Origin of the sequence: Serinicoccus hydrothermalis, assembly GCF_001685415.1 — a bacterium.
GTDB classification, from domain to species: domain Bacteria; phylum Actinomycetota; class Actinomycetes; order Actinomycetales; family Dermatophilaceae; genus Ornithinicoccus; species Ornithinicoccus hydrothermalis.
The window spans coordinates 2303127-2329325 of record NZ_CP014989.1 but is presented as its reverse complement, the minus strand read 5'-3'; the positions used below and the strand labels follow the sequence as shown (position 1 = coordinate 2329325).

Here is a 26199-nt window from a genome sequence, read left to right as displayed (position 1 = left end):
AAACTGCCACCCCGGAAGGGCATCTCTGGGATGAGACTCTCTCACAGGTTCACGGCCGACTCCGCGCTGTTCGACGACCCGAACTTGGTGTCGGCGGCGGGCCTGGTGCCGGTGATCGCACTGGCCGAGCGGGCCGGGCTCGGTGAGCTCTCGCAGCAGCGGCTCAGCGTGCCCACGGACAAGGGCGCCAACGCGGGGGCGAAGGTGTGTGCGCTGGTGGGCGGGATGGTCGCTGGGGCGGACAGCATCGATGACATGGCGCTGCTGCGCCACGGCGCGATGAAGAAGCTCTTCTCCGCCTGCTACGCACCCTCGACGCTGGGCTCGTTCCTGCGGGCGTTCACCTTCGGCCACGTCCGCCAGCTGGATGCCGTCGCCTCCCGGGTGTTGACCAACCTGGCCCGCCTCACCCCGGTGGTCAAGGGCCTGGACGAGTACGCGGTGGTGGACGTGGATGACACGATCATCGAGGTCCACGGGTACGCCAAGCAGGGCGCCGGGTTCGGCTACACCCGGGTGCGCGGGTTGAACGCGCTGCTGGCCACCGTGTCCACCGACCAGGCTGCCCCGGTGGTCGTGGCCCAGCGGCTGCGCAAGGGCTCGGTCGGCTCCCCGCGGGGAGCCGACCGGCTGGTCGCCGACGCCCTGGCGACCGTGGCCAGGATGCGCAGCAACCAGGCAAGCCGGCCCGTTCTGGTGCGTGCAGACTCGGCGTTCTACGGGTACCCCACCATCGGTGCCGCCGTCCGGGCCGGCGCGGAGGTCTCCGTCACCGTGCGGCTGACCAGCAGCATCCGGGCCGCGATCGCCACCATCGACGAGCAGGCGTGGACCCCGATCGAGTACACCGACGCCATCCGGGACGAGAGCACCGGGGCGTGGATCTCCCGTGCCGAGGTCGCCGAGGTCCCCTTCACCGCGTTCACCGCTCAGGCCCGCTCCCATCACGTGCCCGGCCGCCTGGTCGTGCGCCGCATCCCTGACCTGAACCCCAAGAAGGGTGAGGGCCAGGACCAGTTGTTCGACACCTGGCGCTTCCACGCGTTCTTCACCACCACCGACGCCGACCTCCTGGACACCGTCGCCGTTGACAAGGTCCACCGCGCCCACGCGGTCATCGAGAACGTCAACGCTGACCTGAAGAGCTCTGCCCTGGCGCACCTGCCTTCCGGCAAGTTCGCCGCGAACGCCGCGTGGCTCGTGCTCGCGGTTCTCGCGTTCAACCTCACCCGTGCCGCCGCCACGCTGACCGGCCACCAGCTGGCTCGAGCGACCACCGCCACCATCCGCCGGACCATGGTCACCGTGCCCGCCCGGGCAGCGTCCTCGGCCCGGCGACTCCGTCTGCACCTGCCTACGAACTGGCCCTGGCAGCAGGCCTGGAAGCGACTGTTCACCACCGTCTGCGGACCACCCCTACCGGCCACGACCTGACCGCTCAGCCGGCGACGGCGCAACTGTCGGCGGCGCTTGAAAAGTAGACAGTAGCGGCGCTCGAAAAGTGGACACTCCGCCAACGATTGGAGTGTGATCACCATGGAGGACTGGGCGCTGATCAGGAGGCTGGCCGCCGACGGTGTGCCGAAGGCCAGGATCGCCAGGAGGTTGGGCATCTCGAGGACGACGGTCATCAACGCCATCGCCTCGCAGGGGCCACCGAGGTACGAGCGAAGAGCGGGTCCGACGTCGTTCACGCCGTACGAGGCGAGGGTGCGGTTGCTCTTGGAGCAGACGCCGGACATGCCGGCGACGGTGCTGGCCGAGCGGGTGGGGTGGACCGGCTCGATCCGCTGGTTCCGCGACAACGTCAAGCGGCTCCGGGCCGACCACCGCCCGATCGACCCGGCCGACCGGCTCACCTGGACGGCCGGGGACGTGGCGCAGTGCGACCTGTGGTTCCCTCCACGCAAGATCCTGCTCGAGGACGGCTCACGGGCCCTGTTGCCGGTGCTGGTCATGACGTGCGGGTACTCGAGGTTCACGGTGGGCCGGATGCTGCCGACCCGCAAGACACCGGACCTGTTGCTCGGCACGTGGGACCTGCTCAGTGAGCTGGGTCGGGTGCCGCGCCGGCTGATCTGGGACAACGAGCCCGGCATCGGGCGGGGCAAGCTGACCGAACCGGTCGCGGTGTTCGCTGGGACGCTGGCCACGAGGGTGGTGCTGCTGCCGCCGCGGGATCCGGAGTCTAAGGGCATCGTGGAACGCCGCAACCGCTTCTTCGAGACCTCTTTCATGCCCGGGCGCCACTTCGCCTCCCCGGCCGACTTCAACGCCCAGTTCACCGAATGGCTGACAGGCGCGAACGCCCGGGTGGTGCGCACGACCAAGGCCCGCCCGGTGGACCTGCTCGCGGCGGACACCGAGGCGATGCTGCCGTTGCCGCCGGCGTTGCTGCACCTGGGCTGGCGCAACCACGTGCGCCTGGGCCGGGACTACTACGTGCGCGTCGACACCAACGACTACTCCGTGCACCCGCGCGCGATCGGCGCCCGGGTCGACGTGGCCGCCGACCTCGACGTCGTCCGCGTCCGGCACGGTGGACAGCTGGTGGCCGAGCACCCGCGCCGCTGGGCCCGGAGCATGACCGTCACCGACCCCGCCCACGTCACCGCCGCCGCGGCGTTGCGGCACGCCTACCAGCACCCCAGGACTCGTCCCGAGGCCGACGAGCTGGTCCGGGACCTGGCCGACTACGACAAGGCGTTCGGGATCGACGCCGGCGAGCTGGAGTCGCGATGAGCCGCAAGCCGAACTCCGCCGGGACCGAGTCGCTCAAGCAGATCACCCACCTGGCCGCCGCGCTGAAAGCGCCCCGGATCACCGAGGCCGCCGCCCGCCTGGCCGACCACGCCCGCGACACCGGGTGGACCCACGAGGACTACCTGGCCGCAGTCCTGGAACGCGAGGTCGCCGCCCGCAACGCCTCCGGAGCCCGACTACGGATCCGCGCGGCCGGGTTCGGCGCGCTCAAGACCCTGGACGACTTCGACTTCGACCACCAACCCGGCGCCCGCACCCCCGTCCAGGCGCTGGCGTCCGGGGCCTACCTGGCCGGGCACCGCAACGTCGTCCTCCTCGGCCCACCGGGCACCGGTAAGACCCACCTGGCCACCGCCCTGGGCGTCGCCGCCGCCCGGCAAGGGCACCGGGTCCTGTTCGCGACCGCCACCGACTGGGTCACCCGCCTGACCGAGGCCCACGACCGCGGCCGCCTCGCCGCCGAGCTGACCCGGCTACGCCGCTACGGGCTGATCATCGTCGACGAGGTCGGCTACCTGCCCTTCGAACAGGACGCGGCCAACCTCTTCTTCCAGCTCGTCTCATCCCGCTACGAGCACGCCTCGCTGATCCTGACGTCGAACCTGCCGTTCAGCTCCTGGGCAGGCGTCTTCGGTGACCAGGTCGTCGCGGCCGCGATGATCGACCGCATCGTCCACCACGCCGACGTCATCGCCCTCAAAGGCGCCTCCTACCGGCTACGCGACCGCGGCGTCGAGACCCTGCCCAGCATCAAGGCCGAACAAGAATCCCTAGACTGAGACCGTCCACTCTTCGACCGCCGAAACCGTCCAGTTTTCGAGCGCCGTCGACAGCAACCCCAGGAAACCTGCACGTGGAACACCCCGACAGCGAGGTCGGGAGATCTCCTACGCCCGCTCCCCAGAATCGCCTACGCGGTCGGCAACGCCCCACTCAACGACGTCTGTCGGTGGATCGAGGCTTAGGCGCCACTGGGTGAGGCTCAGGCACCATGCGTTGCGCCTCTGGCGGTGAAGGCGGGGAGCAAGATCGCCTCGATGAACCGCGGTGCATCGTCGGGGTCGAGACGTCCGGCGCGGACCTCTTCTGCTGCGCCGTTCATGACGACGTGAGTCGTGGCCAGGAGCCAAGTCACGGGGAGGTCGCTTCGGAAGGCGCCCTCGCTCTGGCCACGGAGCAACAGGCCCCGCATCCGAGCCTCTGCCTTCTCGTGCAACTCGCGGATGCGCGCGGCGGGAAGCTCCTTCTGCGCTGCCGTGAGAAGGGCTCGGGAATGGTCGACCAGCATGCAGCTCGCGGCGACGAGCCGGCGGAACGCCTCGGATGGCTCACCGTCGAGGGAAACGCCGCTAAGCACCTCCTCGCCATGTTTCAAGCTCTCAGCAAGGGCTGCGTCGATCAACTCAGCACGGTTCTGAAAGTGGCCGTACAACGTCATGCGCCCGACGCCGGCCTCAGCGGCGATGTCGGCGACCGAGGCGTCCGGGTCCTGACGGATGGCCGTGGCGGTCGCAGCCAGCATCTTGGCGCGGTTGCGCTGAGCGTCCGCGCGCCGGTTCGCCGCACGACTCGTCGACGCCTGCACCTTCCGGGCCCGCTTGGCGGACACGTCCTTACCGGGAGCCACTGATCACCTCACAAGTCGTATTGGACTGTTCGAGATAGTGTAGCCTCTTCATCTCGTACACAACTGCTTGAGTTAGGAGCACGATGACTGCCGCTACTTCATCCCCACCTCCGGAGATCGCGAATGCCCACCCACGCCGATGGCTGGCTCTGGCGCTCCTGGGAGCCGCACAGTTCATGCTGATCCTGGACGTGACCGTGGTGGCGGTCGCCCTGCCGCAGATGGCCGCCGACCTGGACCTGTCGCGTGAGGCGGTGACCTGGGTGGTTGCGGCCTACACCCTCACCTTCGGTGGGCTGATGCTCCTGGGTGGGCGTAGCGCGGACCTGTTCGGGTCCAGGCCGATCGTCTGCGCGGGGTTGTTCGCCTTCACCGCGGGCTCGCTGTTGGCCGGTCTCGCGGAGAGCGGGACGATCCTGCTGACGGGCCGTGTCGTCCAGGGCCTGGGAGCGGCGATGCTCTCTCCGGCCGCCCTGTCGGTCGTGGTGCGCCTGTTTGCCGGCGACGAGCGCAACCGCGCGCTGGGCATCTGGTCCGCGCTCGGTGGCGGGGGCGCCGCGGTCGGTGTGCTGCTGGGTGGCCTGATCACCGCAGGGCCGGGGTGGCCGTGGGTGTTCTTCATCAACATCCCGGTCGGCCTGGTCGTGCTGTTCGGACTGCTGCGAGTCCTGCCACCCCTGCCCCCGGCACTGGGGCGTCGAGCCGCGCTCGACATCCTCGGAGCGCTGCTGGTCACGGCAGCGACCGGGTCGGCGATCTACGCTCTGACGATCGCCGGGGAGGGCGGGTGGGCCAGTGGAAACACGCTCATCGCAGCTGGTTCCGCGATCGCGCTCTATCTGCTGTTCGGGTGGCGCCAGAAGACTGCCGCCTCGCCGCTGATGGACCTCGGCCTGCTGGTTCGACGGCCTGTAGGAGCCGGCGTGTTCGTCATCATGATCGCCACCGCCCTGATGGTCGCAGTGTTCTTCCTCGGCACCTTCTACTTCCAGCAGTACGCGGGCCATGGACCCCTGGCCACGGGCCTACTCTTCCTACCGATCGCCGCAGCCACCATGACCGGAGCCAATCTCGGTGGCCGCCTCGTTGGCCGACTCGGCGCACGCGCTCTCGGCATCTTCGGGATGGCCGTCGCTGCGGTCGGCCTCGCGGTCCCGGCCATGTGGCCCACCACGGCCGCGACCACGGCCGGCGTCAGCTTCGCCGCCTTCGGCATTGGCGCACTCTTCGTCGTCGCCTCCGCCACCGCGTTGGGGCAGATCGGCCCGGAGGACGCCGGCATCGCCTCGGGCCTGCTGAGCACCTTCCACGAGTTCGGTGCCTCGCTCGGCGTCGCCACCGTGTCCAGCCTCGCCGCAATCAGTCTCGCGGCAGGAGGCGGCGAGTCCGGCTTCCAGCAGGCGTTCGGGTTCGCCGCCGCAGCCGCCATCATTGCTGCGGTCGTCTCCGGCATCGCGATCCCCAAGCCCCAAAGAACCACCTGAGCCACGCCAAGGGTCACCGAGGCAGCGGCCTACTGGCTCATTCTTATACCCCCCTGGGGTATAGTCTTGCTCAAGTCAACAGCACCGAAGGAGTTCGAAGATCATGGGAACCACGACCGAGTACCAGGTGACCGGGATGACCTGCGGACACTGCGAGGAATCAGTGCGAGCCGAGGTCTCGCAGGTCCCGGGCGTCACCGGCATCGAGGTCAGTGCCCAGAGCGGACAGCTGACCGTGACCAGTGAGCAGCCGGTCGACGACGCAGCGGTGATCGCGGCCGTCGACGAGGCCGGCTACGCCGCGATCAGGGGCTGAGATGAACGCGCCTGCGCGACTCGGCCTGTACGGCGCCGGGCTCGCGACCGTGTTTGTCGTGGCGTTCGCCACGGCGGGCGCGGTCGTCCCCGAGAGCGTCGTGCAGGCCTGGGCAGAAGACAGCGGCGAGCACGCCGCCCACAACGACGGGGAAGGAGAGGACATGAACGGGCAGGGCGGACACGCCGGCCACGACGCGGGCGCATCGTCGCTGGGGCTGGGCGTGGCACAGGACGGATACCAGCTCACCGACCTGGGCGCCCCGCCCCAGATCGGCACCGACGGTGAGTTGTCGCTGACGATCACCGGGCCCGACGGCCAGGCGGTGACCGACTTCGAGACCGAGCACGAGAAGGAGCTGCACCTGATCGTCGTGCGCGCCGACGGGCAGCAGTTCCGCCACGTGCACCCCGAGATGGACGCCGATGGCACGTGGTCGATCCCGTGGCAGTGGGACGCGGCCGGCAGCTACCGGGTGTTCGCGGACTTCGTGCCCGGCCAGACCGGGGAGGGCGTCACGCTCTCGACCACGGTGCAGGTGCCCGGCGACTACGCGGCCGTGGCGGCCGAGCCGACCGCGGAGACCACCGTGGACGGCTTCGACGTCGCGGTGGCCGGTGACCTCGCCGCGGGCGAGTCCTCGGCACTGACCATGACCATCACCCGCGACGGGGAGCCGGTCACCGTACTGGAGCCGTACCTGGGCGCGTTCGGGCACCTGGTCGCGCTACGCGACGGGGACCTGGCCTACCTGCACGTCCACCCCCACGGCGACGCACCTACCGCCGGGCAGACGTCGGAACCGGACATCGTGTTCGAGGCCATCGCCCCCACACCGGGGCGCTACCTGCTGTTCCTGGACTTCCAGGTCGACGGGCAGGTGCACACCGCGCCGCTGGTGCTCGACACCGCCGGCACCGGTGAAGGCGGCTCGATGAGCACCGACGACGGGCCGGACGAGGACGAGCACGAGGACGGAGAGGACCATGAGCACTGACCAGTCCACCGGCACCAACCTGGCCGGCGTCGAACTGCAGATCGGCGGCATGACCTGCGCGTCGTGCGCGAACCGGGTCGAGAGGAAGCTGAACAAGCTCGACGGCATCACCGCGAGCGTGAACTACGCGACCGAGAAGGCGAGCGTCACCGCCCCGGAGGGCTACGACCCGCAGCTGCTGATCGCCGAGGTGGAGAAGACCGGATACACGGCCGAGCTCCCCACCCCCCAGGGCACCCCCGCGCTTGGCGACGGGGATGAGGGCGAGTCCCGTGAGGACGCCGAACTGCGCACCACCCGTCAGCGGCTCATCGGCTCGACCGTGCTCGCGGTGCCGGTGATCGCGATGGCGATGATCCCGGCGTTGCAGTTCGACTACTGGGGCTTCGCCTCCCTGGCCCTGGCGGCACCTGTGGTGGTCTGGGCGGGGTGGCCGTTCCACCGGGCAGCCTGGACGAACCTGCGCCACGGTACCGCCACGATGGACACCCTCATCTCCGTGGGTACCGGCGCGGCGATGATCTGGTCGATCATCGCGCTGTTCTTCGGCACCGCGGGTGACCGCGGCGTGGTCCACCCGTTCGAGCTCACCATCTCCCGCTCCGACGGCCTCGGGCACATCTACCTGGAGGTCGCTGCCGGGGTGATCACCTTCATCCTGCTCGGCCGCTACTTCGAGAAGCGCTCCAAGCGCCGCGCCGGAGCAGCCCTGCGTGCGCTGCTCGAGCTCGGCGTGAAAGAAGTGTCCGTCCTCCGCGGCGGGAAGGAGGAGCGGATCTCCATCGAGGAGCTGAGCGTCGGGGACCAGTTCGTCGTCCGACCGGGTGAGAAGATCGCCACCGACGGCACCATCTCCTCCGGCTCGAGCGCGATCGACGCGTCCATGCTCACCGGCGAGTCCGTGCCCGTCGAGGTCGGTGAGGGCGACCACGTCACCGGCGCGACCGTGAACGCCGGCGGACGCCTCGTCGTCACGGCGACCCGGGTGGGTTCGGACACCCAGCTGGCGCAGATGGCCAAGCTCGTCGAGGACGCCCAGTCGGGCAAGGCCGAGATCCAACGCCTGGCGGACCGGGTCTCCGGGGTGTTCGTGCCGATCGCGATCGCGATCGCCGTCGCCGCCCTCGGTGCCTGGGTCGGGGCGGGGTTCCCGGTGTCCGCGGGGTTCACCGCCGCGGTGGCGGTGCTGATCATCGCCTGCCCCTGCGCCCTGGGGCTGGCGACACCGACCGCGCTGCTGGTCGGCACCGGTCGCGGCGCCCAGATGGGGGTTCTCATCAAGGGCCCGGAGGTGCTGGAGTCCACCCGCAGGGTGGACACGATCGTGCTGGACAAGACCGGGACCGTGACCACCGGCAAGATGACCCTGACCGATGTCATCCCCGCCGGCGGCGTGGACCGGGCCGAGTTGCTGCGCCTGGCCGGTGGGCTGGAGGACTACTCCGAGCATCCCATCGCCCAGGCCATCGCCGCCGGCGCCACCGCCGAGGTCGGGGACCTGCCCGCACCGGAGTCGTTCGAGAACATCGAGGGCAAGGGGGTGCAGGGCGTCGTCGACGGCCACGCCGTGCTCGCCGGCCGGGAGTCGCTGCTGGCCGACTGGTCCCAGCACCTCGACGAGCACCTGAGGTCCGCGAAGCAGGCCGCCGAGGCCGAGGGCAAGACCGCCATCGTGGTCGGCTGGGACGGCGCCGCACGTGGCGTGCTGGTGGTCTCCGACCAGATCAAGCCCACATCTGCCGACGCCATCCGCCAGTTCACCGACCTGGGCCTGACGCCGGTCCTGCTGACCGGGGACAACCAGGCCGTGGCCGAGCAGGTCGCCGCCGAGGTCGGCATCACCGAGGTGATCGCCGAGGTGCTGCCCAAGGACAAGGTCGACGTCGTCGCCCGCCTCCAGGACGAGGGCAAAGTCGTCGCGATGGTCGGGGACGGCGTCAACGACGCGCCCGCCCTGGCCCAGGCCGACCTCGGCCTGGCCATGGGCACGGGCACAGACGTCGCGATCGAGGCCGCCGACATCACCCTGGTACGCGGCGACCTGCGCGCCGCCGCCGACGCGATCCGGCTCGCGCGGCGCACCCTGCGCACGATCAAGACCAACCTGTTCTGGGCCTTCGCCTACAACACCGCCGCGATCCCGCTGGCCGCGTTCGGGCTCTTGAACCCGATGCTCGCCGGCGCCGCGATGGCGCTCTCGTCGGTGTTCGTGGTCTCCAACAGCCTGAGGCTACGAGCCTTCCAGGCCAAGGCCGACGACCACACCGCTCCCACCAGCGACACCTCCGCCCGCGCAACCGCCTGACCGCGCTCCGTGACGTGGTCCGTGCCCTGCCGCCCTGCTGCTGCCCGCGAGAGCGGGCAGCAGCAGCACGGGCCTGGCTCAGCCGTTCGACCCCTGGAGGAGGGCCTCCATCTCCTCGATCTCTGCTTCCTGGCTCTCGGCGATGTCCTCGGCCAGTGCGACGGCCTCGGGGTCGAGACCGTCAGCGACCTGGGTCTGAGCCATGGTGATGGCCCCGTCGTGGTGCTCGATCATCATCTCCAGCCACATGGTGTCGAACTGGGAGCCCTGCGCGCCGCCCAGGTCCTCCATGTCCTCGGGCGACATCATGCCCTCCATCTGCGAGTGGTCCATGCCTTCCATGCTGCCGTGGCCGTCCGTCTCGGGCACGTCCTCGCCCCAGGCCTGCAGCCACTCGGTCATGGTCTCGATCTCGGGTGCCTGGGCCGCCTGGATCCGCTCGGCGAGCTCCCTGACCTCGGTGCCGCCTTGCTCCAGGGCCATGTCGGACATCTCGACCGCCTGTTGGTGGTGGGGGATCATCTCGGTAGCGAACTGGACGTCGGCGTCGTTGTGCTCCTCGGACGCGGCCGATGAGGACGGGTCCTGCGCGGTCTCCGTGGTGCACGCGGAGATGGTGAAGAGGGCCGCGAGGGCCATGGCGGGCATGCTCAACATTCGGGTGGTGCGGTTCACTGCTGCTCTGCTTTCGTCGAAGGTGGTTCACGAGGTAGGACGGTGCCGGGGAGAGTCCCGGCGCGTGGCCTCCTAGACCCTCATGACGCAGAGCTGATGGATCGATACCGCCCCGTGGGGCGGAAGAAGGGGTGGCACCTCCGGCGTGCGCGCCTGCGGTGGGCGCCCCCGCGTCCAGCGCGGATGTCCCCGGCGTGCCAGGAAAGGGGCGACCACCACGGCCGCCGCGCAGAGGACCGCGAGGCAGGTCGTCGCCCAGTGCGTGTGCTCCGTGCCGTGGCCCTGCTGATGGTGGGCTCGTGATGGCCCGCCATGGCTGTCGACCTGACCGTGGTCGCCGAGGGCGAGCGTGTGGCTGGTCGCGCTGAGTGGTCCGTCTGCGCCAGGTGCCAGGGTCGGCGATCGGTCGCTGACGTCGACACCGCGCATGAAGGAAAGGGTCACCAGGAGCCCCACAAGGGCCAGCACGCGCATGAAGAGTGTTCGTGACCAGGAACGGGTCGGTGCAGACTGCCGTGGCGCCGGGGCGGAGGCGGGGCGAGGCTGCACCCTGCCAGAGTACGAGATGCCGTGGGCGGGTTTGGTGGGGTGGTTACCGGATCCGGTCGCCGGAGCAAGCGAGGTCTGACTGCCCGGTGCGGGGCAGGGCGATCGAATGTTTGATTCGGCCCCTCGAGGTAGTTGTCGGTGTGAGGTCTCTCACTGGTTCACTGAGCGAACGAGCCCTAGGTACAGCAAATGCCCAGGTCAGAACGCGGCAGCGACGTTCGTCGCTGGCAGGGTCTTGACGCGGTCGTTACCTGATCGTGACATTTGGCGGCCCCCCTGTGTAACCTCGCAGAGTCCTCCTCCCTGGGGGACCCCCGAGCGCGACTGCCTAGTCCTGTCCGCGCGTCGATCGGGGCCGTGGCACGTACGACACCGCTTTGACAGGAGCGGGGGAACCACCTCTGGAGCCGCCCCTGCGGCTCTTCGGGGCGACGGACCGGCCAACCCGGTCCAGGGGCACTCCAGCCCGAAGCCCGACAGCTCACCCCGCAGGCACTGGAGGATCTACATGACGCAGCGCATCACCGGCCGCCACCGCCGGCCCGGTCGCCTCAGCACGACCAGCACCGCTCTCACCCGCACGGCGGCCGTCGCGGCCACCTCGACCGGGCTGCTGGCCGGCGCGACCCTGAGCGCCAACGCCGCCCCGGACCTGTCCCAGGACCGTGGTGAGGGCCTGCAGCGGCTGGGGGTCGACGTGAGCGCCGACCGCACCGTGACCGTGGACCGCCCGGCCGAGGCCGTGGCCGCGCCCGAGGACGTCGACCTGGCCTCGTTCGGGATCGGCGGTTTCTCCGCCTACACCCCGGTCGTGGAGGAGGAGCCGGCGCCGGTCGAGCAGACCGAGCAGGCCGCCCCGGCCACCGAGCAGGCCGCTCCGGCCACCGAGCAGGCGAGCGAGCAGGTCGCCGCCCGTGAGGAGACCACCGCCAGCCGCGACAACGAGCGTCAGGCCCAGCCCGAGCCCGTCGTCGAGGCCGAGCCGGCCGTCGAGGCCGAGCCTGAGCCGGAGCCCGCCGCCCCGGCCCCCACCGGTGGTGTGCTGGGCGTGGCCGCCGGTCTGACCGGCATCCCCTACCAGTGGGGCGGCAGCACGCCGGCCGGGTTCGACTGCTCCGGATTCACGAGCTACGTCTTCGCCCAGGTGGGCATCAGCCTGCCGCGCACCGCGGCCCAGCAGCAGGCCTTCGCCACGCCGGTGAGCAACCCGCAGCCCGGCGACCTGGTGTTCTACGGCTACCCGGCCTACCACATCGGCATCTACGCCGGCGACGGCATGATGTACGACTCGCCGACCCCGGGGAACTACTCCGGCTACCGGCCCGTCTTCAGCGGCGTCTCCGGCTACGGCCGGGTCGGCTGACCCCAGCCCGCCGCGGCGAGCACGCTCCCGCCCCGACGACAGCCCCGGCCGCACCCCGTGTGCGGACCGGGGCGTCGTCATACCCGGGCAGGCCGACGCGCGCGCACGGCCCGGGCTGACTACCGTGGGACCGGTCCCCTCGTGACAAGGACGGTCCTGGCTCAGACGCGGCCCCGGCCACGAGGTCGAGCCAGGGGAGTGATGGACCCGATCTATGCCAGATCTGCAGGCGCGGGAAGGTCCGGACCGCGATGCACAGGCTGGGCGCGGTGTGGCCGCACATCAGGCGGTGGCAACGGCCCACAGGACCCCGGCCGCGACACCGACCAGGACGCTCAGGTTGGCGGTCGCGACGGCGGTCCACCGTGACCAGGGGGCGGGCGGATCGCCGTCCTCCGGGTGCTCGGCCGTCGGGCGGGCGTAGAGCGGGGCGATCCACCGCAGGTAGTAGAAGAGGCTGGCCAGGGTGTTGAGCAGCACGAGCACGGCGAGCCACGCGTCGCCGGCGTCCCAGGCGGCGGCCGTGGTGGTGAGCTTGCCGACGAAGACCGCGGTGGGCGGGGTCCCGACCAGCCCGAGCAGCGCCACGACCAGCGCCGCGGCGAGCCACGGGTAGCGCCTGCCCACCCCGCGGTAGGCGGACAGCTCGCGGCGCCGCGGGAACGCGGTGGTGACGGCGAAGGCCGCCAGGTTGGTGACCGTGTAGCCGGCGAGGTAGAGCAGCAGGGACGGCAGCGCCAGGTCGCTGCGGCCCGCCACCGTGACGGGCACGAGCAGGTAGCCCACCTGGCTGACGGTGGACCAGCCGAGCAGGCGCCGCGGGTCGGTCTGGGTGTAGGCGGCGAGGTTGCCCACCGTCATGCTGGCGACGGCCAGCACAGCCACGAGCAGCGGCCACGCCAGGGTGTCGGGCAGGGCGGCGACGAGCCGGTATGCGGCGAGCACCGCCCCGATCTTCGGCACGGTGGTCAGGAAGGCCGCGACGGCACCGCCGGCACCCTGCGCGGCGTCGGGGACCCAGAAGTGCGCGGGGACGCCACCGGCCTTGAACAGCAACCCGCCCAGGATCCCCACAACACCGGCGGCGACCACCGCCCGAGGCGCGGCGGCGAGCGGGTCGGCCAGCCCGGCGTACGACGTCGTGCCGGACACGCCGTAGAGCAGCGTGACCCCGGCCAGCAGCAGGATGCCGAAGAGGGCACCGAGCAGGTAGGTCTTCATCGCCGCCTCGGCCGCCACGGCGGTCCCGGTGATCCCGATGAGCCCGTAGAGGGGGACGCTGGTCAGCAGGAACCCGACGGCGACGACGAGCAGGTCGTCGGCACCGGCGAGGACCAGCGTGCCGGTCGTGGACAGGAGCAGCAGCGCGTAGGTCTCGCTCTCCCGCGGGCTGCCATCGATCTCGTCCGCCGCCAGCGCCAGCACCACCAGGGCGCCCAGGGTGGCGACGAGGCGGGCCACCCCGGTGGTCGGGTCCACGGTGAAGCTGCCCTCCATGGCCACCGCCGTCGGGCCGGCCAGGGCGACGGCGGCCATCGCAGCGGCGAGCACCAGGGCGGCTGCGGCGACGACCCGGGTGACCCACTGCCGCGTGCGGGGCAGGAACGACCCGCCCAGCAGGGCGGCGAGGGCGCCGAGGAAGAGCACGATCTCCGGCAGGAGCAGGGCCGGTCGCATCGCCATGGAGTCCACCGCCGCCTACCTCCCGACGAGCTGCACGACGACCTCCGCGGCGGGCTCGACCACCCCGAGCAGCGGGCGGGGCAGCACCCCGATGAGCAGCGAGAGGGCGAGCAGCGGCGCGACCGCCCAGAGCTCGGCGGGACGCAGGTCGCCGAAGCCCCGCGAGGCGCCACGGGTCGGTCCGGTGAAGAGACGTTGCAGCGCCCGCAGGAACAGCGCCGCGGTGATGAGGATGCCGACCAGCGCGACCGCCGTCACCGGCGCGACTGCGATGCTGCCGGCGAAGATCTGGAACTCGGCGATGAAGCCGGACAGGCCGGGCAGCCCGAGCGAGGCGAACGCACCGACGGCGAAGAGCGTGGCCAGGCGCGGTGCGGTGCCGGCCAGCCCGCCGAAGGAGCCCAGGTTGTAGGTGCCGGCGCGGTCCCAGACCACCCCCGCCATGAGGAACAGGGCGGCGGTGACGATGCCGTGGCTCACCATCTGGGTCACGGCGCCGGTGACCGCCACCGACCGCGCCTGCTCGCTGCCCTCGGCGACGATCCCGGCGGCACCGACGGCCAGGACGACGTACCCCATGTGGTTGACCGAGGTGTAGGCGATCATCCGCTTGAGGTCGGTCTGGGCGAGCGCGACGAGGGCGCCGTAGACGACCGAGACGACGCCGACCACGACGACCACCCAGGCCCAGGCGCGCCAGGCCTCGGGGAGCATCGGCATCGCGATCCGGACGAAGCCGTAGGTGCCCATCTTGAGCAGCACCCCGGCCAGGACGGCCGACCCGACCGCGGGGGCGTCGGTGTGCGCGGGGGGCAGCCAGGTGTGGAACGGCACCGTCGGCGTCTTGACGGCCAGCCCCAGCAGGATGGCCGCGAGCACCAGGCCCCCGGCCGTGGGCGACCCGTCGAGCGGGGTCTGCCGGGCCAGCTCGACCATGTCGAAGGTGTGCGGCTCGGCCGCGACGTAGAGCCCGATGAAGCCGGCGAGCAGGGCCAGCGAGCCCAGGAAGGTGTAGAGGAAGAACTTCATCGCCGAGCGGCCGCGGTCACCATGGCCCCACCCGGCGATGACGAAGTACATCCCGACGATGGACAGGTCGAAGAAAAGGAAGAACAGGATGAGGTCGGCGGCGGCGAACAGGCCCAGGCTGACGCTCTGCAGGAAGAGGAAGAGCGCTGCCCGGGTCCGGGGCCGGTCCTCGTCACGGAGGGCGAAGACCGCACAGGCCAGGAACACCACCGTCGTCATCGCCATGAGCGGCAGCGACAGCCCGTCGACCCCCACGTGGTAGCTGCTGTCGACCCCCGGGATCCACGGCACCCGCTCCTCGAAGGCCAGCCGGCCCGGCCCCGGTGGCTCGTAGACCAGCCACACCGCGGCGACGAGGAGCAGGTCGACGGCCGCGACGGCGACCCAGACCCACCGCGCCGCGCCGTCACCGAGCCGAGGGACGGCGACCAGGGCCACCGCGGCGAGCAGGGGCAGGAAGACGATCAGACTGAGCACAGTCACCTCACCGAGAGCAGGAGCAGGACGCCGACCGCGAGGACCGCGACGGCCTGGACGTAGTAGTGGTGCAGCTGCCCGCTCTGCGGGCCCCGCGCCACCTGGGCGAGCCGGCGGACGCGGGCGGCGAAACCCTCGACCGCGCCGTCGACCCCTCGCTCGTCGGCCCGGGCGGCGACCCGGGCGAGCCGCGTGGTCGCACGGGAGCCGGACCCGACGGCGCCGTCGAGCACCCGGTCGTCGAACGTCGCCGCCCTGCGTGCCACGCCGACGGCGCCGGCCGCGGCCGCCCCCACGGCACGGTCCAGCACCCGGTCGTCGAAGGACGCCAGGGCCCGGGCCAGCGCCAGCGTGGGGCCGACGACCACGGCCCGGACGGCCGTCTCCAGACCGAGCCAGTGCCGTGCCCACCCGGGGCGGGGAGCGGGACGCCACCGGACGAGCGCGAGCACCGCGAGGGCGAGGGCCGCCGAGGCCCCCATCTCCGCCAGACCGGGGTGCACGGGCTGCTCCCCGAGGGCCCGGGCCAGGACGTCACCCATCGGGGGCAGCGCGAGCAGGCCCAGGGTCAGCGCCCCCAGGGCCAGCGCCAGCAGCGGCAGGGTCTCCAGCCGGCCGACGTGCCGGGTGCCCTCCTGCTCCTCGTCCAGATGCTGCGCCACCCGTGCACGGTCCGCCGCGGGCACCCGTGCCCAGACGGTGAGCAGGATCCGGCCCGAGTAGGCGGCGGACAGGGCTGCCGCAGCCAGCCCCACGGCATACAGCCACGGCGACCGGGCCAGCGCCACGGCCAGCACCGCGTCCTTGGTCGCCCACAGGGCCAGGGGAGCCACGCCAGCGAGCGAGAGGGCGCCCACGGTGCTCGCCACGCCCACCAGCGACCAGCGCCGGGCGGCACCGCGCAGCCCGGCCAGCTGCTTGGTGCCCAGGGCGCTCAGCCAGGCCCCGGCGGCGAGGAAGAGCAGCGCCTTGGTCGAGGCGTGCGCCACGAGGTGCGCCGCCCCACCGCCGACGGCGCCCAGCCCCGCCCCCATGACGACGAAGCCCAGCTGGGCCGCGGTGGAGGCCGCCAGGACCTGCTTGAGGTCCTGCTGGGCCAGCGCCACGGCACCCAGCAGCAGCGCGGTCGTGGCTCCGACCCAGGCGGCGGCCGGCCCGGCCCACCCCGTGGCGGCGAGCAGCGGCTCGGTGCGCAGCAGCAGGTAGCCACCCATGGCCACCATGGCGGCCGAGTGCAGCAACGCGCTGACCGGGCTGGGGCCCTCCATCGCCCGGGACAGCCAGAACGAGAACGGCAGCTGCGCGGCCTTGCCCAGAGCAGCCACGAGCACCCCGGCCGCCAGCACGTGCCGCCACCCCTCGCTCGCGGCGGGCAGATCGGCGAGCACCAGCCCACCGCCCCCGGCGAGGGCCGCCCCGGCGGCCAGGTAGAGGCCGACGTCCGCGGCCCGGGTCACGAGGAACGCCGTCGTGCCGGCGGACACCCGGTGCTGCTCGTGCCACCAGAAGCCGATGAGCGCGAACGACGTGGCGCCCATGACCTCCCAGGCCAGGAGGAGCCCCGGCAGGGTCTGCGCGGTGGCGGTCAGCAGGGCGCCCGAGGCGAAGAGCAGCATGAGCCCGTGGAAGCGCCCCCGCGACCGCCCGATCTCGCCGGCCGAGAAGACCAGCACGAGCAGGGTGACGACCGCGACGGTCGGGACGACCAGCGCCGACAAGGCGTCGACGCCGAGGGCCAGGTCGGTGCCGGCCATGAACGGCACCGACACCTGCGGCCCGCTGATCGCCACGAGGAGAGCCAGGGCGGCGGTCAGCGCCGCGGTGAGCAGGGAGACGGGCACGGCGACCCGCTCCGGGCGCGCGACCACCAGGAACGCCCCGACGAGCGCGGGGACCAGGACGAGGAGCCACAGGGCGGTCTGGGCGCTGCCGTCGCTCATCGGGACAGGTCCGTCGCCATGTCGGTCATGTCCGTCTGACGGGCCCGGTGCAGCAGCACGGCGACGGCGAACCCCATGGCCATCTCGAGGGTCATGGCGGCGATGACGACCATGAGCAGGACCTGCCCGGTGGGGTCGGGGGCCAGGAACCACCAGCACGCGGCCGCCGCCAGGATGACGCCGTTGATCATCAGCTCCAGGCCCATCATGACCATGACCACGACCTGCTGCGAGATCGCGCCGTAGAGCCCGACGGAGAAGATCGCCGCGCTGAGGAGCAGCGCCGCCTCGAGGGTCATCGGCCCACTCCTCCGGGCTGCGGGTCGTCCGGGGGCCGCTGCCGCAGGTCGTCGCCGAACCGGTCGTAGCGCGTGCGCGGCGCGGCCAGCACCACCCCGGCCACGATGGTGGCCACCATGACCGGGCTGATGACGGCCATGACGAGCATCTGCGGGCCCATGAGGGCCTCGCCGAGCGCCTCGGTGACGTCCCGTGGGGGGCTGCCCCGGCGGGCGGGCCAGTCCACCACGAGGATGCCGGCCGCCAGGAGGAGGAAGGTGAGGACCGCGGTCGCGACGGCGGTCCGGTTGCTGTGGACCATGCTCATCGGCATGAGGGCCGGGTTCATCCCCATGAACATCACCATGTAGACGGCCATCACCGCCATCTCCATGACCATCATGAGGATGACGACCACGCCGACGTAGCTCTGCTGCAGGAAGAGCACCTGCACCCCGACCGCGACGAAGGACACGGCGAGGGCGTAGGTGGCGCGGGCCATCGAGTCCACGACGAAGACGGCGCCGCCGCTGAGGACCGCCACGACCCCGAGCGCCACGAAGGCGATGTCGACGAGCACGGTCAGGACCTCCATACCGTGACGACGGCGACGAGCAGGTCCTGCACCAGCGCCGCGGGCAGCAGCACGAGCCAGCCGATCTCCATGAACAGGTCGGGACGCAGGGCGGGGAGCCGCCGACGCGCCCAGACCAGCAGCGCCAGCACGGCCAGCGTCTTGACCAGCGTCCAGGCCCAGTCGGGGAGCAGCGGCCCCGCCCCGCCGCCGAGGAACATCGGCACGGCGAAGGCCGCCCCGGCCGCGAGCAGGGCGTACCGCCCAGTCTCGAGCACCAGGCGGTCCACCCCTGACAGCTCGGCTCGCACACCACCGGCGACGTCCGTGCCCAGCGCCGGGGCGAACGGGCCCCACACCGAGAAGCCCGCCACGCCCAGCAGGTAGACGAGGAACGCGACCGGCATCCAGGCCGCGAACCACAGCCCGTCCTGGGCGGCGGCGACGGCGCCTACGTTCAGGCTGCCCGCGGCGATCGCCGGGGCGACGAGGGCGAACATCAGCGGCAGCTCGTAGCCCAGGCCGTGGGCCAGGAACCGGTAGCCGCCGACCAGCGCGTGCGCCGAGTTGGCGCCCCAGCCGACCAGCCACACCAGGGCCCAGACCATGACGTCCATGGCGTTGAACCACACGACGCCCACCGCCAGGTCGGCGACCGTCCACCGCCCCAGCGGCACCACGGCGAGCATGAGGGCCGCCGCGACGAGCAGCCCCGCCCCGCCGGTGCGCCAGAGCAGGGTGTCGGCCTGCACCGTGGTGCGTCGACGCTGCCGCAGCAGCCGGGACGCCTCACCGAGGGGTCGGCCAGCTGCGCCCACGGCACCACCCGCCGACGCGGAGCGCGCGGACAGCACCCCGTCGAGAGCGGCTGCGGCCAGGGCCAGGGCTCCGAGCACGGCGACGACGGCGACCGCCCAGGCGGGCGCCACGGTGACGACCGCCGGGCCCGCCGCCGCGGGGAGCGAGGTCAGCAGCGGCTCACCCACGGGTCGCCTCCGGACGCGGTGCCGGTGCGGCGCTCAGCGTGCCGAGGTCGAGACCGGCCAGCACCAGCCGCGCGGCCGCGAGGTCGAGACCGACGACCGGGTCCGCCACGGCGTCGACCGGCACAGCCCGGCGACCTCCGGGCGGCGCCGGCTCGTCGACGTCGTCCAGCAGGTGCAGCAGCCGGTCGTAGGCGTCGCCCACGGCACCTTCCGGGAGTTCGAGACGGCGGACGTCGTCGGCAGTCAGCGGGCCCAGCCCTCGCAACGACCAGCGCAGCATCCGGGAGCGGCGCACCCGTCGCCGCAGCCGCGCCAGCCCGGGAGAGGCAGTCGGGTGGTCGGCGGCGGCGGTCGTGCGGTCGACGGCGGGGCGGGCGTCGCCGGTCGGCGGTACGTCGCGGATCCGCCGTGCGCGCTCGGCGGCGTCGTCCCAGCCCACGAGCGCCAGCACGGACACCACCCGGTCCAGCGCCCGGGTCCGCGGGTCGGCCGCGTCCCCGCCCTCGCATTCCGCACCGAGGAGCTCCGCGCGGGCGCCGGTGAGGACGTCACCCTGGAGGGAGCAGTGCAGCACCAGACCTGCCGGCCAGTGCGGCAGCACCGGGCCGAGCCGGACCGCCAGGACGTCCATCTCCAGCCCGTCCCGGTCCTCGCCGCCCTCCGCCAGGGGGATGCCGTCGGGGGACATCTCCATGTCGTGGCCGCCGTGGTCCGCGTGATTTCCGTGGTCCTCGTGCCCGCTGGGTTCGTCCGAACCCTCGTTCGCGCCGTAGTCGGCGTGGTCGGAGTGGCCCTCGTGCCCGCTGGGTTCGTCCGAACCCTCCTTCGCGCCGTGGTCGGCGTGGTCGGAGTGGCCCTCGTGCCCGCTGGGCTCGTCCTCCGCCTCCCGGCCGGCCAGCAGGTCCGGTGCCCCGGGGCGGTCGCGGGCGTCGCGCCGGTGGTGGTCGTCGTCGAGTAGCCCCGCGTGCGCGCCGCGGAGGGCGTCTGTCAGCTCGGAGCGGTTAAGCACGACGATCCGTACCCGGGGGCCCGGCAGCTGCTCCCACACGAGGTCCACCGCCTCGGCCAGCCGGGGCCCCGGGGTCCCGCACACCACGAGCACGTCCGCGTCCGCTGGCGAGCACGCGAGCCGCCACCCCCGCTCGAGCACAGCCCGCTCGGTCGCCATGCGGAGCCCGTCCCACCCGGGCACCTCGACGACGAGGACGTGCGCGTGCCGGGCCGCTGACCGGGCCAGGACCTCCCTCAGACCCACCGGAACGCCCCCTCGCGCCAGGCCCAGACGACCGCGACGAGCAGGGCCCCGAGGAAAAGGAACATCTCGAGGACGGCGGACCACCCGACCTGGGCCACGACGACGGCCCAGGGGTACATGAACAGCATCTCGACGTCGAAGGCGAGGAAGACGAGCGACGCGAGGTACCACCGCACGTGGTAGCGGGACAAGGCGTGCTGCTGGGGGACCCAGCCGGACTCGAACGGCAGCGTGTGCAGCGGGTCGGCGGCCACCGCGGTGGCCCGGTGCAGCGCGAACATCCCCGCCAACGCCACCAGGCAACTGATGGCCACGCCTATGAGACCCAGATACATGAACTTCCCTAGAAGCCGTTCGAAGGTGTTCTTGTGTCGTCTGTCTGCCGCGGCCCTGCCGCATCGACACTGCCCGACAGATGGACACCAGCAGACCTGAGTGGGTCACGTGCGGCTGTCGCAGACCGAAGAGGGGGCGTGCGCCCTTCGGTCGGACGGCGACGGTCATAGCGCCGGGCGCGCCTCATGCCTTCTGCCCCGGCGGATGAGGCCGAGACCAGCCTCTGACCGCAGACCCGGGCAAGGTCTCGGCCTCCTTGGGAGAACGGCTCAGCGCCTGCCACTGACGGCGTAGTCGCCGGCATCGGACAGGGCGGTACGGACGCGCTCGGTGCGTGCCTCTGTGCTCGCGACCCGGACCGAAGACTCGCCTCCCGGGACAACGTCCACCCGGACTGCTGAGACCTCATCCAGTGCCTCCAACTCCTCGGTGACCGAGGTAGCGCAGTGATGACAGGTCAGTCCGGTCACGAGGTTGGTGGTCTGCACCAGCGCTAGTGATCTCTCGGCCGACCCGGTCGCGCTCCCTGCCTCGGTGGCGCAGCAGTCGCACGACGTCGCTTCAGCGGTGGTGGGCCGCTCGCCGACCTGTGTCGACTGTGTCCGAGATGTACACATGAGGTCATCCTCCGTCGGGGTGAGGGGTGATGGTTCTGCTCGTGGCGTGCTGCAAGGTCGTGTGGCGCCGATGATACCCTAACGGGGTATGGGTTCAGACAGAACTGGCTGCACACGTGGTCCGCGGACGCCCGCTCTTAAGTCTCACGTGGAGACCGCCATCAGAACACTCTCGAGAACGACAAAGAAGCACCTCGGGACCGCGAAGTCGGCCACGATCGCTTCAGCTGCATCGTTGGTGCTGTCGGCCTGCTCCTCTGACATCACGCCTGCCTCTGAGCAGTCAGGTGCCTCTGGCGGAACGGCGGGCCAGAAAGCCGGGGTCCTGGAACAACCCATCACCCACATCCACGGAGTCGCGCGCGACCCCATCACGCAGAGTGTCGTCATGGCCACCCACGAGGGCGCGTTCGAGCGCCGCGACGGCGGCTGGTACGGACGGGGGGACGTCGTCGACCTCATGGGTTTCGCCATCGCTCCGGACGGCACGTGGTTCGCCTCCGGTCACCCAGGATTCGGCACCGACCTGCCCCAGCCCGTCGGTCTCATCGCCTCGACAGACCGGGGCCAGACATGGCAGACGTTGTCGCGAGGGGGCGAGAGCGACTTCCACGTGCTGGCGGTAGGACCTGCGGGCGTTCTGGGCTTCGACGGAACGCTACGCGCCAGCGCAGACGGCACCCGTTGGGACGAAGCGTCGATCCCGGCGCCACCCGTGGATCTTGCCGTGAACAGAGCCACCGGTGCCGTGCTCGCCACCACCGAGCAAGGTCTGCTGCAATCCACCGATGACCTCGCGACCTGGGCCCCGCTGGATCCTCCGGAGAGCGTCGTGCTCGTCGACTGGGTGGACGAGGAGACCATCGTCGCGACGACGGCGGCGAACAGGGTGCTCCGCAGCCATGACGCGGGGCAGTCTTGGGAGGCTGGTTCGCCGCTCTCGGTGGAAGTGCAGGCCCTCGGTGCGCACCTCCTCCCCAGCGGCAAGACGGAGATCCTTGTCGCGACCCAGAACGGTGTGCTGAAGAGCCTCGACTTCGGATCCACATTCGTGCAAGTGCCGTAATTGGGGTAGCGCGTCCCGTTGAGCCTACCTCCGGACGTCAGTGTTCCTGGTCGGGGTCGGTGGTGTCCCCGCCGCTGCGGCGCAGGGCGCGGTCCTGGTCCCGGTCCTCCAGCTCCTTCTCCTCGTTCGTGCGGATCTTGGCGTCGTCGCGCGGGGGCAGCTGGATATCCTCCTCGGCCTCAATGCCGGCGATGAGCTGGCGGGACCGCTCAAGCTCGGCGTCGACCTCTGCACCGAGCAGCAGCGCGAGGTTGGTGATCCACAGGTAGAGCAGGAAGTCATCACCCCGGAGGGCGAGCCGTAGGTGGCCGCTACCACTATGGATAGGCGCTGCCAGCGGCATGGCGTTGAAGTACCGACCGCCTGCTCGAGGGGGGAGGCTGGGTGGCACAGCGGCCACGAGGAGCCAAGACGGTCCTCTCCTGATGCACGTATGATGCACGACACCGTCGAAACGCCTCTATTTGGGGGATATGCGCTGGTCAGCGCGCTATGGCTGGGAGTCTTGTAAATAGGTGGTTGAAGGTTCGAGTCCCTTCGCCAGCTCTGAAATCGCTTGTGTCGCAGGCGATTTGGGCTCCTTGGTCTGCGCTTCAGTCTGCTGTTCGAAAAACAGTAGCGCGGCCCCTGCGGTGCGCCTGTGACCTGCGGTTTCTCGACTCCGCCTTGACCGGGGGTGCTCCCGGCCCTTCAAGTCGCTGATGCACGTATGCTGCACGCGCGACGGGGCGAGGGCAGGGGCTCAGTCCTCGGGCTTGCAGTGGGGACGCCGCACAGTTTTCCAGCATCGCTTAGCCTCGATCCACCGATGACCTGGGGGTTGTGAGCGTGCCGTAACGAGGAGATGCCCTGCCGTGCTGGGAGATTGGGACTTGCGACGGTTCCAAACTGCCACCCCGGAAGGGCATCTCTGGGATGAGACTCTCTCACAGGTTCACGGCCGACTCCGCGCTGTTCGACGACCCGAACTTGGTGTCGGCGGCGGGCCTGGTGCCGGTGATCGCACTGGCCGAGCGGGCCGGGCTCGGTGAGCTCTCGCAGCAGCGGCTCAGCGTGCCCACGGACAAGGGCGCCAACGCGGGGGCGAAGGTGTGTGCGCTGGTGGGCGGGATGGTCGCTGGGGCGGACAGCATCGATGACATGGCGCTGCTGCGCCACGGCGCGATGAAGAAGCTCTTCTCCGCCTGCTACGCACCCTCGACGCTGGGCTCGTTCCTGCGGGCGTTCACCTTCGGCCACGTCCGCCAGCTGGATGCCGTCGCCTCCCGGGTGTTGACCAACCTGGCCCGCCTCACCCCGGTGGTCAAGGGCCTGGACGAGTACGCGGTGGTGGACGTGGATGACACGATCATCGAGGTCCACGGGTACGCCAAGCAGGGCGCCGGGTTCGGCTACACCCGGGTGCGCGGGTTGAACGCGCTGCTGGCCACCGTGTCCACCGACCAGGCTGCCCCGGTGGTCGTGGCCCAGCGGCTGCGCAAGGGCTCGGTCGGCTCCCCGCGGGGAGCCGACCGGCTGGTCGCCGACGCCCTGGCGACCGTGGCCAGGATGCGCAGCAACCAGGCAAGCCGGCCCGTTCTGGTGCGTGCAGACTCGGCGTTCTACGGGTACCCCACCATCGGTGCCGCCGTCCGGGCCGGCGCGGAGGTCTCCGTCACCGTGCGGCTGACCAGCAGCATCCGGGCCGCGATCGCCACCATCGACGAGCAGGCGTGGACCCCGATCGAGTACACCGACGCCATCCGGGACGAGAGCACCGGGGCGTGGATCTCCCGTGCCGAGGTCGCCGAGGTCCCCTTCACCGCGTTCACCGCTCAGGCCCGCTCCCATCACGTGCCCGGCCGCCTGGTCGTGCGCCGCATCCCTGACCTGAACCCCAAGAAGGGTGAGGGCCAGGACCAGTTGTTCGACACCTGGCGCTTCCACGCGTTCTTCACCACCACCGACGCCGACCTCCTGGACACCGTCGCCGTTGACAAGGTCCACCGCGCCCACGCGGTCATCGAGAACGTCAACGCTGACCTGAAGAGCTCTGCCCTGGCGCACCTGCCTTCCGGCAAGTTCGCCGCGAACGCCGCGTGGCTCGTGCTCGCGGTTCTCGCGTTCAACCTCACCCGTGCCGCCGCCACGCTGACCGGCCACCAGCTGGCTCGAGCGACCACCGCCACCATCCGCCGGACCATGGTCACCGTGCCCGCCCGGGCAGCGTCCTCGGCCCGGCGACTCCGTCTGCACCTGCCTACGAACTGGCCCTGGCAGCAGGCCTGGAAGCGACTGTTCACCACCGTCTGCGGACCACCCCTACCGGCCACGACCTGACCGCTCAGCCGGCGACGGCGCAACCCCAGGAAACCTGCACGTGGAACACCCCGACAGCGAGGTCGGGAGATCTCCTACGCCCGCTCCCCAGAATCGCCTACGCGGTCGGCAACGCCCCACTCAACGACGTCTGTCGGTGGATCGAGGCTTAGTGGATACGCGCATGGACCCTTCGGACGCTCACGCCCCCACCGAGTCGGTCACGGAGACCGGAGCAACGGGGGCTGCCCAGGAAACCACCACGATGGAGACCGGCGCCGAGGAAACCTCGACCGTGGAGACGACCGCCATGGAGACCACCGACGCGGCGGAGGAAACCTCGGAAGTGGAGCCAAGTAGTACGCAGACTGAGACCGCCGCGCCCGGCGATGTGATCGTGGTATCGGATTTCACCACCTTCACGACGCCTGCCCGGGCGGCCTACTGCATTATCAGTGCACCGACCAGCGACATGGCAGCCTCCATCAGCTGCGAAGTGGCGCAGACCAGCGTGCCGCCGGGCGAACCACTGATCGGTGTCTGCGATGCAGAGGGAATCGGCTGGTTCTTCAACTTCTTCGCCGACAGCGGCCATGGGGGCTTCTTCTGCAACCACATTGATGGCATCACTCGAGGTGGGGGGAACCCGCACTATTGGCAGGACGACCCCTGGATAGACCCGAACAACGTCGTTACGCTGCAGAGCGGTGCCCGAGTGGCTGTCCTGGACTACGGCCGCATCATGCGCGCCGGTGACCTGGACTGCAGTGTCCAGCCGGACGGATTGACCTGTCAGGCAGCCGGCAGCGGTCACGGCTTCACGGTCAACTCAGGGTCCTACTCGACCTGGTAGCCCCTGGCCGATCCTCATACGTAAGTCGGGCTGTGGCGAATGCCGCAGCCGACGGTGTGGCGCCGTAGTCCACTGCACTCGGCCACGGCTGGGTGAATACGTCCGGAAATGCCGCGGGCCGGCAGCTGAAACTAGTGCCATCGGGCCAATTCGCGGGCTGCTACTCGGTGGTCGGCGGCGCCGCTGGCGACGGCGATGACCAGGTCGTACGCGTCGTCGTCGGGTGCATGCAGATCGATGTCGTTGAGTCCGTAGCACACGGCTACTGCGAGCCATCCCAGGCGCTTGTTGCCATCGGCGAGCGGGTGGTTGACGACGATGGACTCCAGCAGCGCGCCCGCCTTGGCGTCGATGTCTGGGTAGGAGTCACGTCCGAAGACACTGGAGCTGGGGCGGTGGGCCGCTGAGTCCAGCAGGCCAAGGTCCTGGATCGGACCTACGCCCAGGTCGGTTGCCAGGGTGAGCAGATCCTCGGTCGTCAGGTACTCCAAGGGTCAGCGCCCGAGACGCTCGAGCAGGTCGGCGTACCGCTCTCGGCCCCGTGCGGACAGCTCGCGTACCTGCTCCTCATGCCCGCGCCGTGCAGCCGCCTCCCGGATCGCCCGAACGGTCGCCTCCTGCTTGCTTACACCCTCAGCCTCGGCCAGAGCCGCCAACGCTCGCTCATCCTCTGGAGACAGCCGCAGAGTCATCGCCATGCGATCATGGTACCACTTTGGTATCTAGC

The 26199-nt window shown here is 71.0% G+C and carries 25 protein-coding genes; 11 read left to right on the top strand and 14 right to left on the bottom strand.

Annotation, left to right across the window (positions count from 1 at the left end; genetic code table 11):
• The first annotated feature begins 30 nt into the window (after positions 1-30).
• The 3 genes from SGUI_RS10820 to istB all read left to right on the top strand — a co-directional run bounded on the left by SGUI_RS10820 (position 31) and on the right by istB (position 3542).
• Positions 31-1434: an IS1380 family transposase gene (locus SGUI_RS10820; protein WP_066635635.1), complete on the top strand. Its 1404-nt coding sequence runs from the start codon at positions 31-33 to the stop codon at positions 1432-1434.
• A gap of 93 nt (positions 1435-1527) precedes the next feature.
• Positions 1528-2742, top strand: a complete 1215-nt coding sequence (istA, locus tag SGUI_RS10815) for an IS21 family transposase (RefSeq protein WP_083190633.1) — start codon at positions 1528-1530, stop codon at positions 2740-2742.
• Complete coding sequence (gene istB / locus SGUI_RS10810; protein ID WP_066639908.1) at positions 2739-3542, top strand: IS21-like element helper ATPase IstB; 804 nt, start codon at positions 2739-2741, stop codon at positions 3540-3542. The genes istA and istB overlap by 4 nt, the downstream gene beginning before the upstream one ends.
• 203 nt (positions 3543-3745) lie before the next feature.
• Here istB and SGUI_RS10805 read toward each other — a convergent pair whose 3' ends face one another.
• Positions 3746-4372, bottom strand: coding sequence for a TetR/AcrR family transcriptional regulator (locus tag SGUI_RS10805; protein ID WP_237141333.1), 627 nt, complete (start codon positions 4370-4372; stop codon positions 3746-3748).
• Positions 4373-4566: 194 nt separating this feature from the next.
• Between SGUI_RS10805 and SGUI_RS10800 the strand changes: the two genes are divergently transcribed.
• The 4 genes from SGUI_RS10800 (at position 4567) to SGUI_RS10785 (ending at position 9492) form a co-directional block, all read left to right on the top strand.
• Positions 4567-5874, top strand: coding sequence for an MFS transporter (locus SGUI_RS10800; RefSeq protein WP_237141332.1), 1308 nt, complete (start codon positions 4567-4569; stop codon positions 5872-5874).
• 103 nt (positions 5875-5977) lie between these two features.
• A complete protein-coding gene (locus tag SGUI_RS10795) occupies positions 5978-6190 on the top strand; it encodes a heavy-metal-associated domain-containing protein (protein WP_066639891.1) in 213 nt (70 codons plus the stop codon).
• Position 6191: 1 nt separating this feature from the next.
• Positions 6192-7187 (top strand): heavy metal-binding domain-containing protein, encoded by a 996-nt coding sequence (locus SGUI_RS10790; RefSeq protein WP_066639889.1) that lies wholly within the window; start codon positions 6192-6194, stop codon positions 7185-7187.
• The gene (locus tag SGUI_RS10785; protein WP_066639886.1) at positions 7177-9492 is read left to right on the top strand and encodes a heavy metal translocating P-type ATPase; all 2316 of its coding nucleotides are present in this window, start codon (positions 7177-7179) and stop codon (positions 9490-9492) included. Before SGUI_RS10790 ends, SGUI_RS10785 begins: the two co-directional genes overlap by 11 nt.
• Before the next feature lie 78 nt (positions 9493-9570).
• Here SGUI_RS10785 and SGUI_RS10780 read toward each other — a convergent pair whose 3' ends face one another.
• Entirely contained in the window at positions 9571-10131 is a 561-nt protein-coding gene (locus SGUI_RS10780) for a DUF305 domain-containing protein (RefSeq protein ID WP_237141331.1), read from the bottom strand.
• A gap of 1093 nt (positions 10132-11224) precedes the next feature.
• Here SGUI_RS10780 and SGUI_RS18065 point away from each other — a divergent pair.
• Positions 11225-12079: a C40 family peptidase gene (locus tag SGUI_RS18065; RefSeq protein WP_066639878.1), complete on the top strand. Its 855-nt coding sequence runs from the start codon at positions 11225-11227 to the stop codon at positions 12077-12079.
• A gap of 282 nt (positions 12080-12361) precedes the next feature.
• Here SGUI_RS18065 and SGUI_RS10770 read toward each other — a convergent pair whose 3' ends face one another.
• The 9 genes from SGUI_RS10770 to SGUI_RS10730 form a co-directional block, all read right to left on the bottom strand.
• Complete coding sequence (locus SGUI_RS10770; protein WP_202804776.1) at positions 12362-13762, bottom strand: NADH-quinone oxidoreductase subunit N; 1401 nt, start codon at positions 13760-13762, stop codon at positions 12362-12364.
• A gap of 15 nt (positions 13763-13777) precedes the next feature.
• Positions 13778-15274, bottom strand: a complete 1497-nt coding sequence (locus SGUI_RS10765) for a complex I subunit 4 family protein (protein WP_237141330.1) — start codon at positions 15272-15274, stop codon at positions 13778-13780.
• On the bottom strand, positions 15271-17208 hold the full coding sequence (locus SGUI_RS10760; protein WP_066639873.1) for a proton-conducting transporter transmembrane domain-containing protein: 1938 nt from the start codon (positions 17206-17208) through the stop codon (positions 15271-15273). The genes SGUI_RS10765 and SGUI_RS10760 overlap by 4 nt, the downstream gene beginning before the upstream one ends.
• Positions 17205-17507: an NADH-quinone oxidoreductase subunit NuoK gene (locus tag SGUI_RS10755; RefSeq protein ID WP_066639871.1), complete on the bottom strand. Its 303-nt coding sequence runs from the start codon at positions 17505-17507 to the stop codon at positions 17205-17207. The genes SGUI_RS10760 and SGUI_RS10755 overlap by 4 nt, the downstream gene beginning before the upstream one ends.
• The gene (locus tag SGUI_RS10750) at positions 17504-18082 is read right to left on the bottom strand and encodes an NADH-quinone oxidoreductase subunit J (protein WP_191090896.1); all 579 of its coding nucleotides are present in this window, start codon (positions 18080-18082) and stop codon (positions 17504-17506) included. The genes SGUI_RS10755 and SGUI_RS10750 overlap by 4 nt, the downstream gene beginning before the upstream one ends.
• Positions 18070-19047: an NADH-quinone oxidoreductase subunit H gene (locus SGUI_RS10745; protein ID WP_237141329.1), complete on the bottom strand. Its 978-nt coding sequence runs from the start codon at positions 19045-19047 to the stop codon at positions 18070-18072. The genes SGUI_RS10750 and SGUI_RS10745 overlap by 13 nt, the downstream gene beginning before the upstream one ends.
• On the bottom strand, positions 19040-20302 hold the full coding sequence (locus SGUI_RS18060) for an ICP22 family protein (RefSeq protein ID WP_066639869.1): 1263 nt from the start codon (positions 20300-20302) through the stop codon (positions 19040-19042). The genes SGUI_RS10745 and SGUI_RS18060 overlap by 8 nt, the downstream gene beginning before the upstream one ends.
• On the bottom strand, positions 20293-20637 hold the full coding sequence (locus SGUI_RS10735) for an NADH-quinone oxidoreductase subunit A (RefSeq protein WP_066639867.1): 345 nt from the start codon (positions 20635-20637) through the stop codon (positions 20293-20295). The genes SGUI_RS18060 and SGUI_RS10735 overlap by 10 nt, the downstream gene beginning before the upstream one ends.
• A gap of 270 nt (positions 20638-20907) precedes the next feature.
• Positions 20908-21255, bottom strand: a complete 348-nt coding sequence (locus tag SGUI_RS10730) for a heavy-metal-associated domain-containing protein (protein ID WP_066639865.1) — start codon at positions 21253-21255, stop codon at positions 20908-20910.
• A 388-nt stretch (positions 21256-21643) separates the two neighbouring features.
• On the opposite strand from SGUI_RS10730, the gene SGUI_RS10725 reads away from it, so the two are divergent.
• Complete coding sequence (locus SGUI_RS10725; protein WP_157621811.1) at positions 21644-22321, top strand: F510_1955 family glycosylhydrolase; 678 nt, start codon at positions 21644-21646, stop codon at positions 22319-22321.
• 37 nt (positions 22322-22358) lie between these two features.
• Here the strand turns inward: SGUI_RS10725 and SGUI_RS10720 are convergent, their stop codons facing one another.
• Positions 22359-22664: a hypothetical protein gene (locus tag SGUI_RS10720; RefSeq protein WP_066639863.1), complete on the bottom strand. Its 306-nt coding sequence runs from the start codon at positions 22662-22664 to the stop codon at positions 22359-22361.
• 572 nt (positions 22665-23236) lie between these two features.
• Here SGUI_RS10720 and SGUI_RS10715 point away from each other — a divergent pair.
• Both SGUI_RS10715 and SGUI_RS10710 read left to right on the top strand, forming a co-directional pair.
• Complete coding sequence (locus tag SGUI_RS10715; protein WP_066635635.1) at positions 23237-24640, top strand: IS1380 family transposase; 1404 nt, start codon at positions 23237-23239, stop codon at positions 24638-24640.
• Positions 24641-24803: 163 nt separating this feature from the next.
• On the top strand, positions 24804-25472 hold the full coding sequence (locus SGUI_RS10710) for a hypothetical protein (RefSeq protein WP_157621810.1): 669 nt from the start codon (positions 24804-24806) through the stop codon (positions 25470-25472).
• Between the two features lie 131 nt (positions 25473-25603).
• On the opposite strand, the gene SGUI_RS10705 is transcribed toward SGUI_RS10710, so the two are convergent.
• Both SGUI_RS10705 and SGUI_RS10700 read right to left on the bottom strand, forming a co-directional pair.
• Positions 25604-25963 carry a type II toxin-antitoxin system death-on-curing family toxin gene (locus SGUI_RS10705; protein ID WP_066639860.1) on the bottom strand — a complete coding sequence of 120 codons (360 nt, stop codon included), beginning with the start codon at positions 25961-25963 and terminating at the stop codon, positions 25604-25606.
• Between the two features lie 3 nt (positions 25964-25966).
• Positions 25967-26170, bottom strand: coding sequence for a toxin-antitoxin system HicB family antitoxin (locus tag SGUI_RS10700; protein WP_066639857.1), 204 nt, complete (start codon positions 26168-26170; stop codon positions 25967-25969).
• Positions 26171-26199 lie beyond the last annotated feature (29 nt).

Excerpts from the sequence above, each read along its gene's own strand:
- SGUI_RS10820 (WP_066635635.1), top strand. The coding sequence starts at position 31 with ATGAGACTCTCTCACAGGTTCACGGCCGACTCCGCGCTGTTCGACGAC.
- istB (WP_066639908.1), top strand. The coding sequence starts at position 2,739 with ATGAGCCGCAAGCCGAACTCCGCCGGGACCGAGTCGCTCAAGCAGATC.
- SGUI_RS10800 (WP_237141332.1), top strand. The coding sequence starts at position 4,567 with ATGCTGATCCTGGACGTGACCGTGGTGGCGGTCGCCCTGCCGCAGATG.
- SGUI_RS10795 (WP_066639891.1), top strand. The coding sequence starts at position 5,978 with ATGGGAACCACGACCGAGTACCAGGTGACCGGGATGACCTGCGGACAC.
- SGUI_RS10790 (WP_066639889.1), top strand. The coding sequence starts at position 6,192 with ATGAACGCGCCTGCGCGACTCGGCCTGTACGGCGCCGGGCTCGCGACC.
- SGUI_RS10785 (WP_066639886.1), top strand. The coding sequence starts at position 7,177 with ATGAGCACTGACCAGTCCACCGGCACCAACCTGGCCGGCGTCGAACTG.
- SGUI_RS10780 (WP_237141331.1), bottom strand. The coding sequence starts at position 10,131 with ATGGCCCTCGCGGCCCTCTTCACCATCTCCGCGTGCACCACGGAGACC.
- SGUI_RS18065 (WP_066639878.1), top strand. The coding sequence starts at position 11,225 with ATGACGCAGCGCATCACCGGCCGCCACCGCCGGCCCGGTCGCCTCAGC.
- SGUI_RS10770 (WP_202804776.1), bottom strand. The coding sequence starts at position 13,762 with ATGGCGATGCGACCGGCCCTGCTCCTGCCGGAGATCGTGCTCTTCCTC.
- SGUI_RS10760 (WP_066639873.1), bottom strand. The coding sequence starts at position 17,208 with ATGAGCGACGGCAGCGCCCAGACCGCCCTGTGGCTCCTCGTCCTGGTC.
- SGUI_RS10755 (WP_066639871.1), bottom strand. The coding sequence starts at position 17,507 with ATGACCCTCGAGGCGGCGCTGCTCCTCAGCGCGGCGATCTTCTCCGTC.
- SGUI_RS10750 (WP_191090896.1), bottom strand. The coding sequence starts at position 18,082 with ATGGAGGTCCTGACCGTGCTCGTCGACATCGCCTTCGTGGCGCTCGGG.
- SGUI_RS10735 (WP_066639867.1), bottom strand. The coding sequence starts at position 20,637 with ATGTATCTGGGTCTCATAGGCGTGGCCATCAGTTGCCTGGTGGCGTTG.
- SGUI_RS10730 (WP_066639865.1), bottom strand. The coding sequence starts at position 21,255 with ATGTGTACATCTCGGACACAGTCGACACAGGTCGGCGAGCGGCCCACC.
- SGUI_RS10725 (WP_157621811.1), top strand. The coding sequence starts at position 21,644 with ATGGCCACCCACGAGGGCGCGTTCGAGCGCCGCGACGGCGGCTGGTAC.
- SGUI_RS10720 (WP_066639863.1), bottom strand. The coding sequence starts at position 22,664 with ATGCCGCTGGCAGCGCCTATCCATAGTGGTAGCGGCCACCTACGGCTC.
- SGUI_RS10715 (WP_066635635.1), top strand. The coding sequence starts at position 23,237 with ATGAGACTCTCTCACAGGTTCACGGCCGACTCCGCGCTGTTCGACGAC.
- SGUI_RS10710 (WP_157621810.1), top strand. The coding sequence starts at position 24,804 with ATGGACCCTTCGGACGCTCACGCCCCCACCGAGTCGGTCACGGAGACC.
- SGUI_RS10700 (WP_066639857.1), bottom strand. The coding sequence starts at position 26,170 with ATGGCGATGACTCTGCGGCTGTCTCCAGAGGATGAGCGAGCGTTGGCG.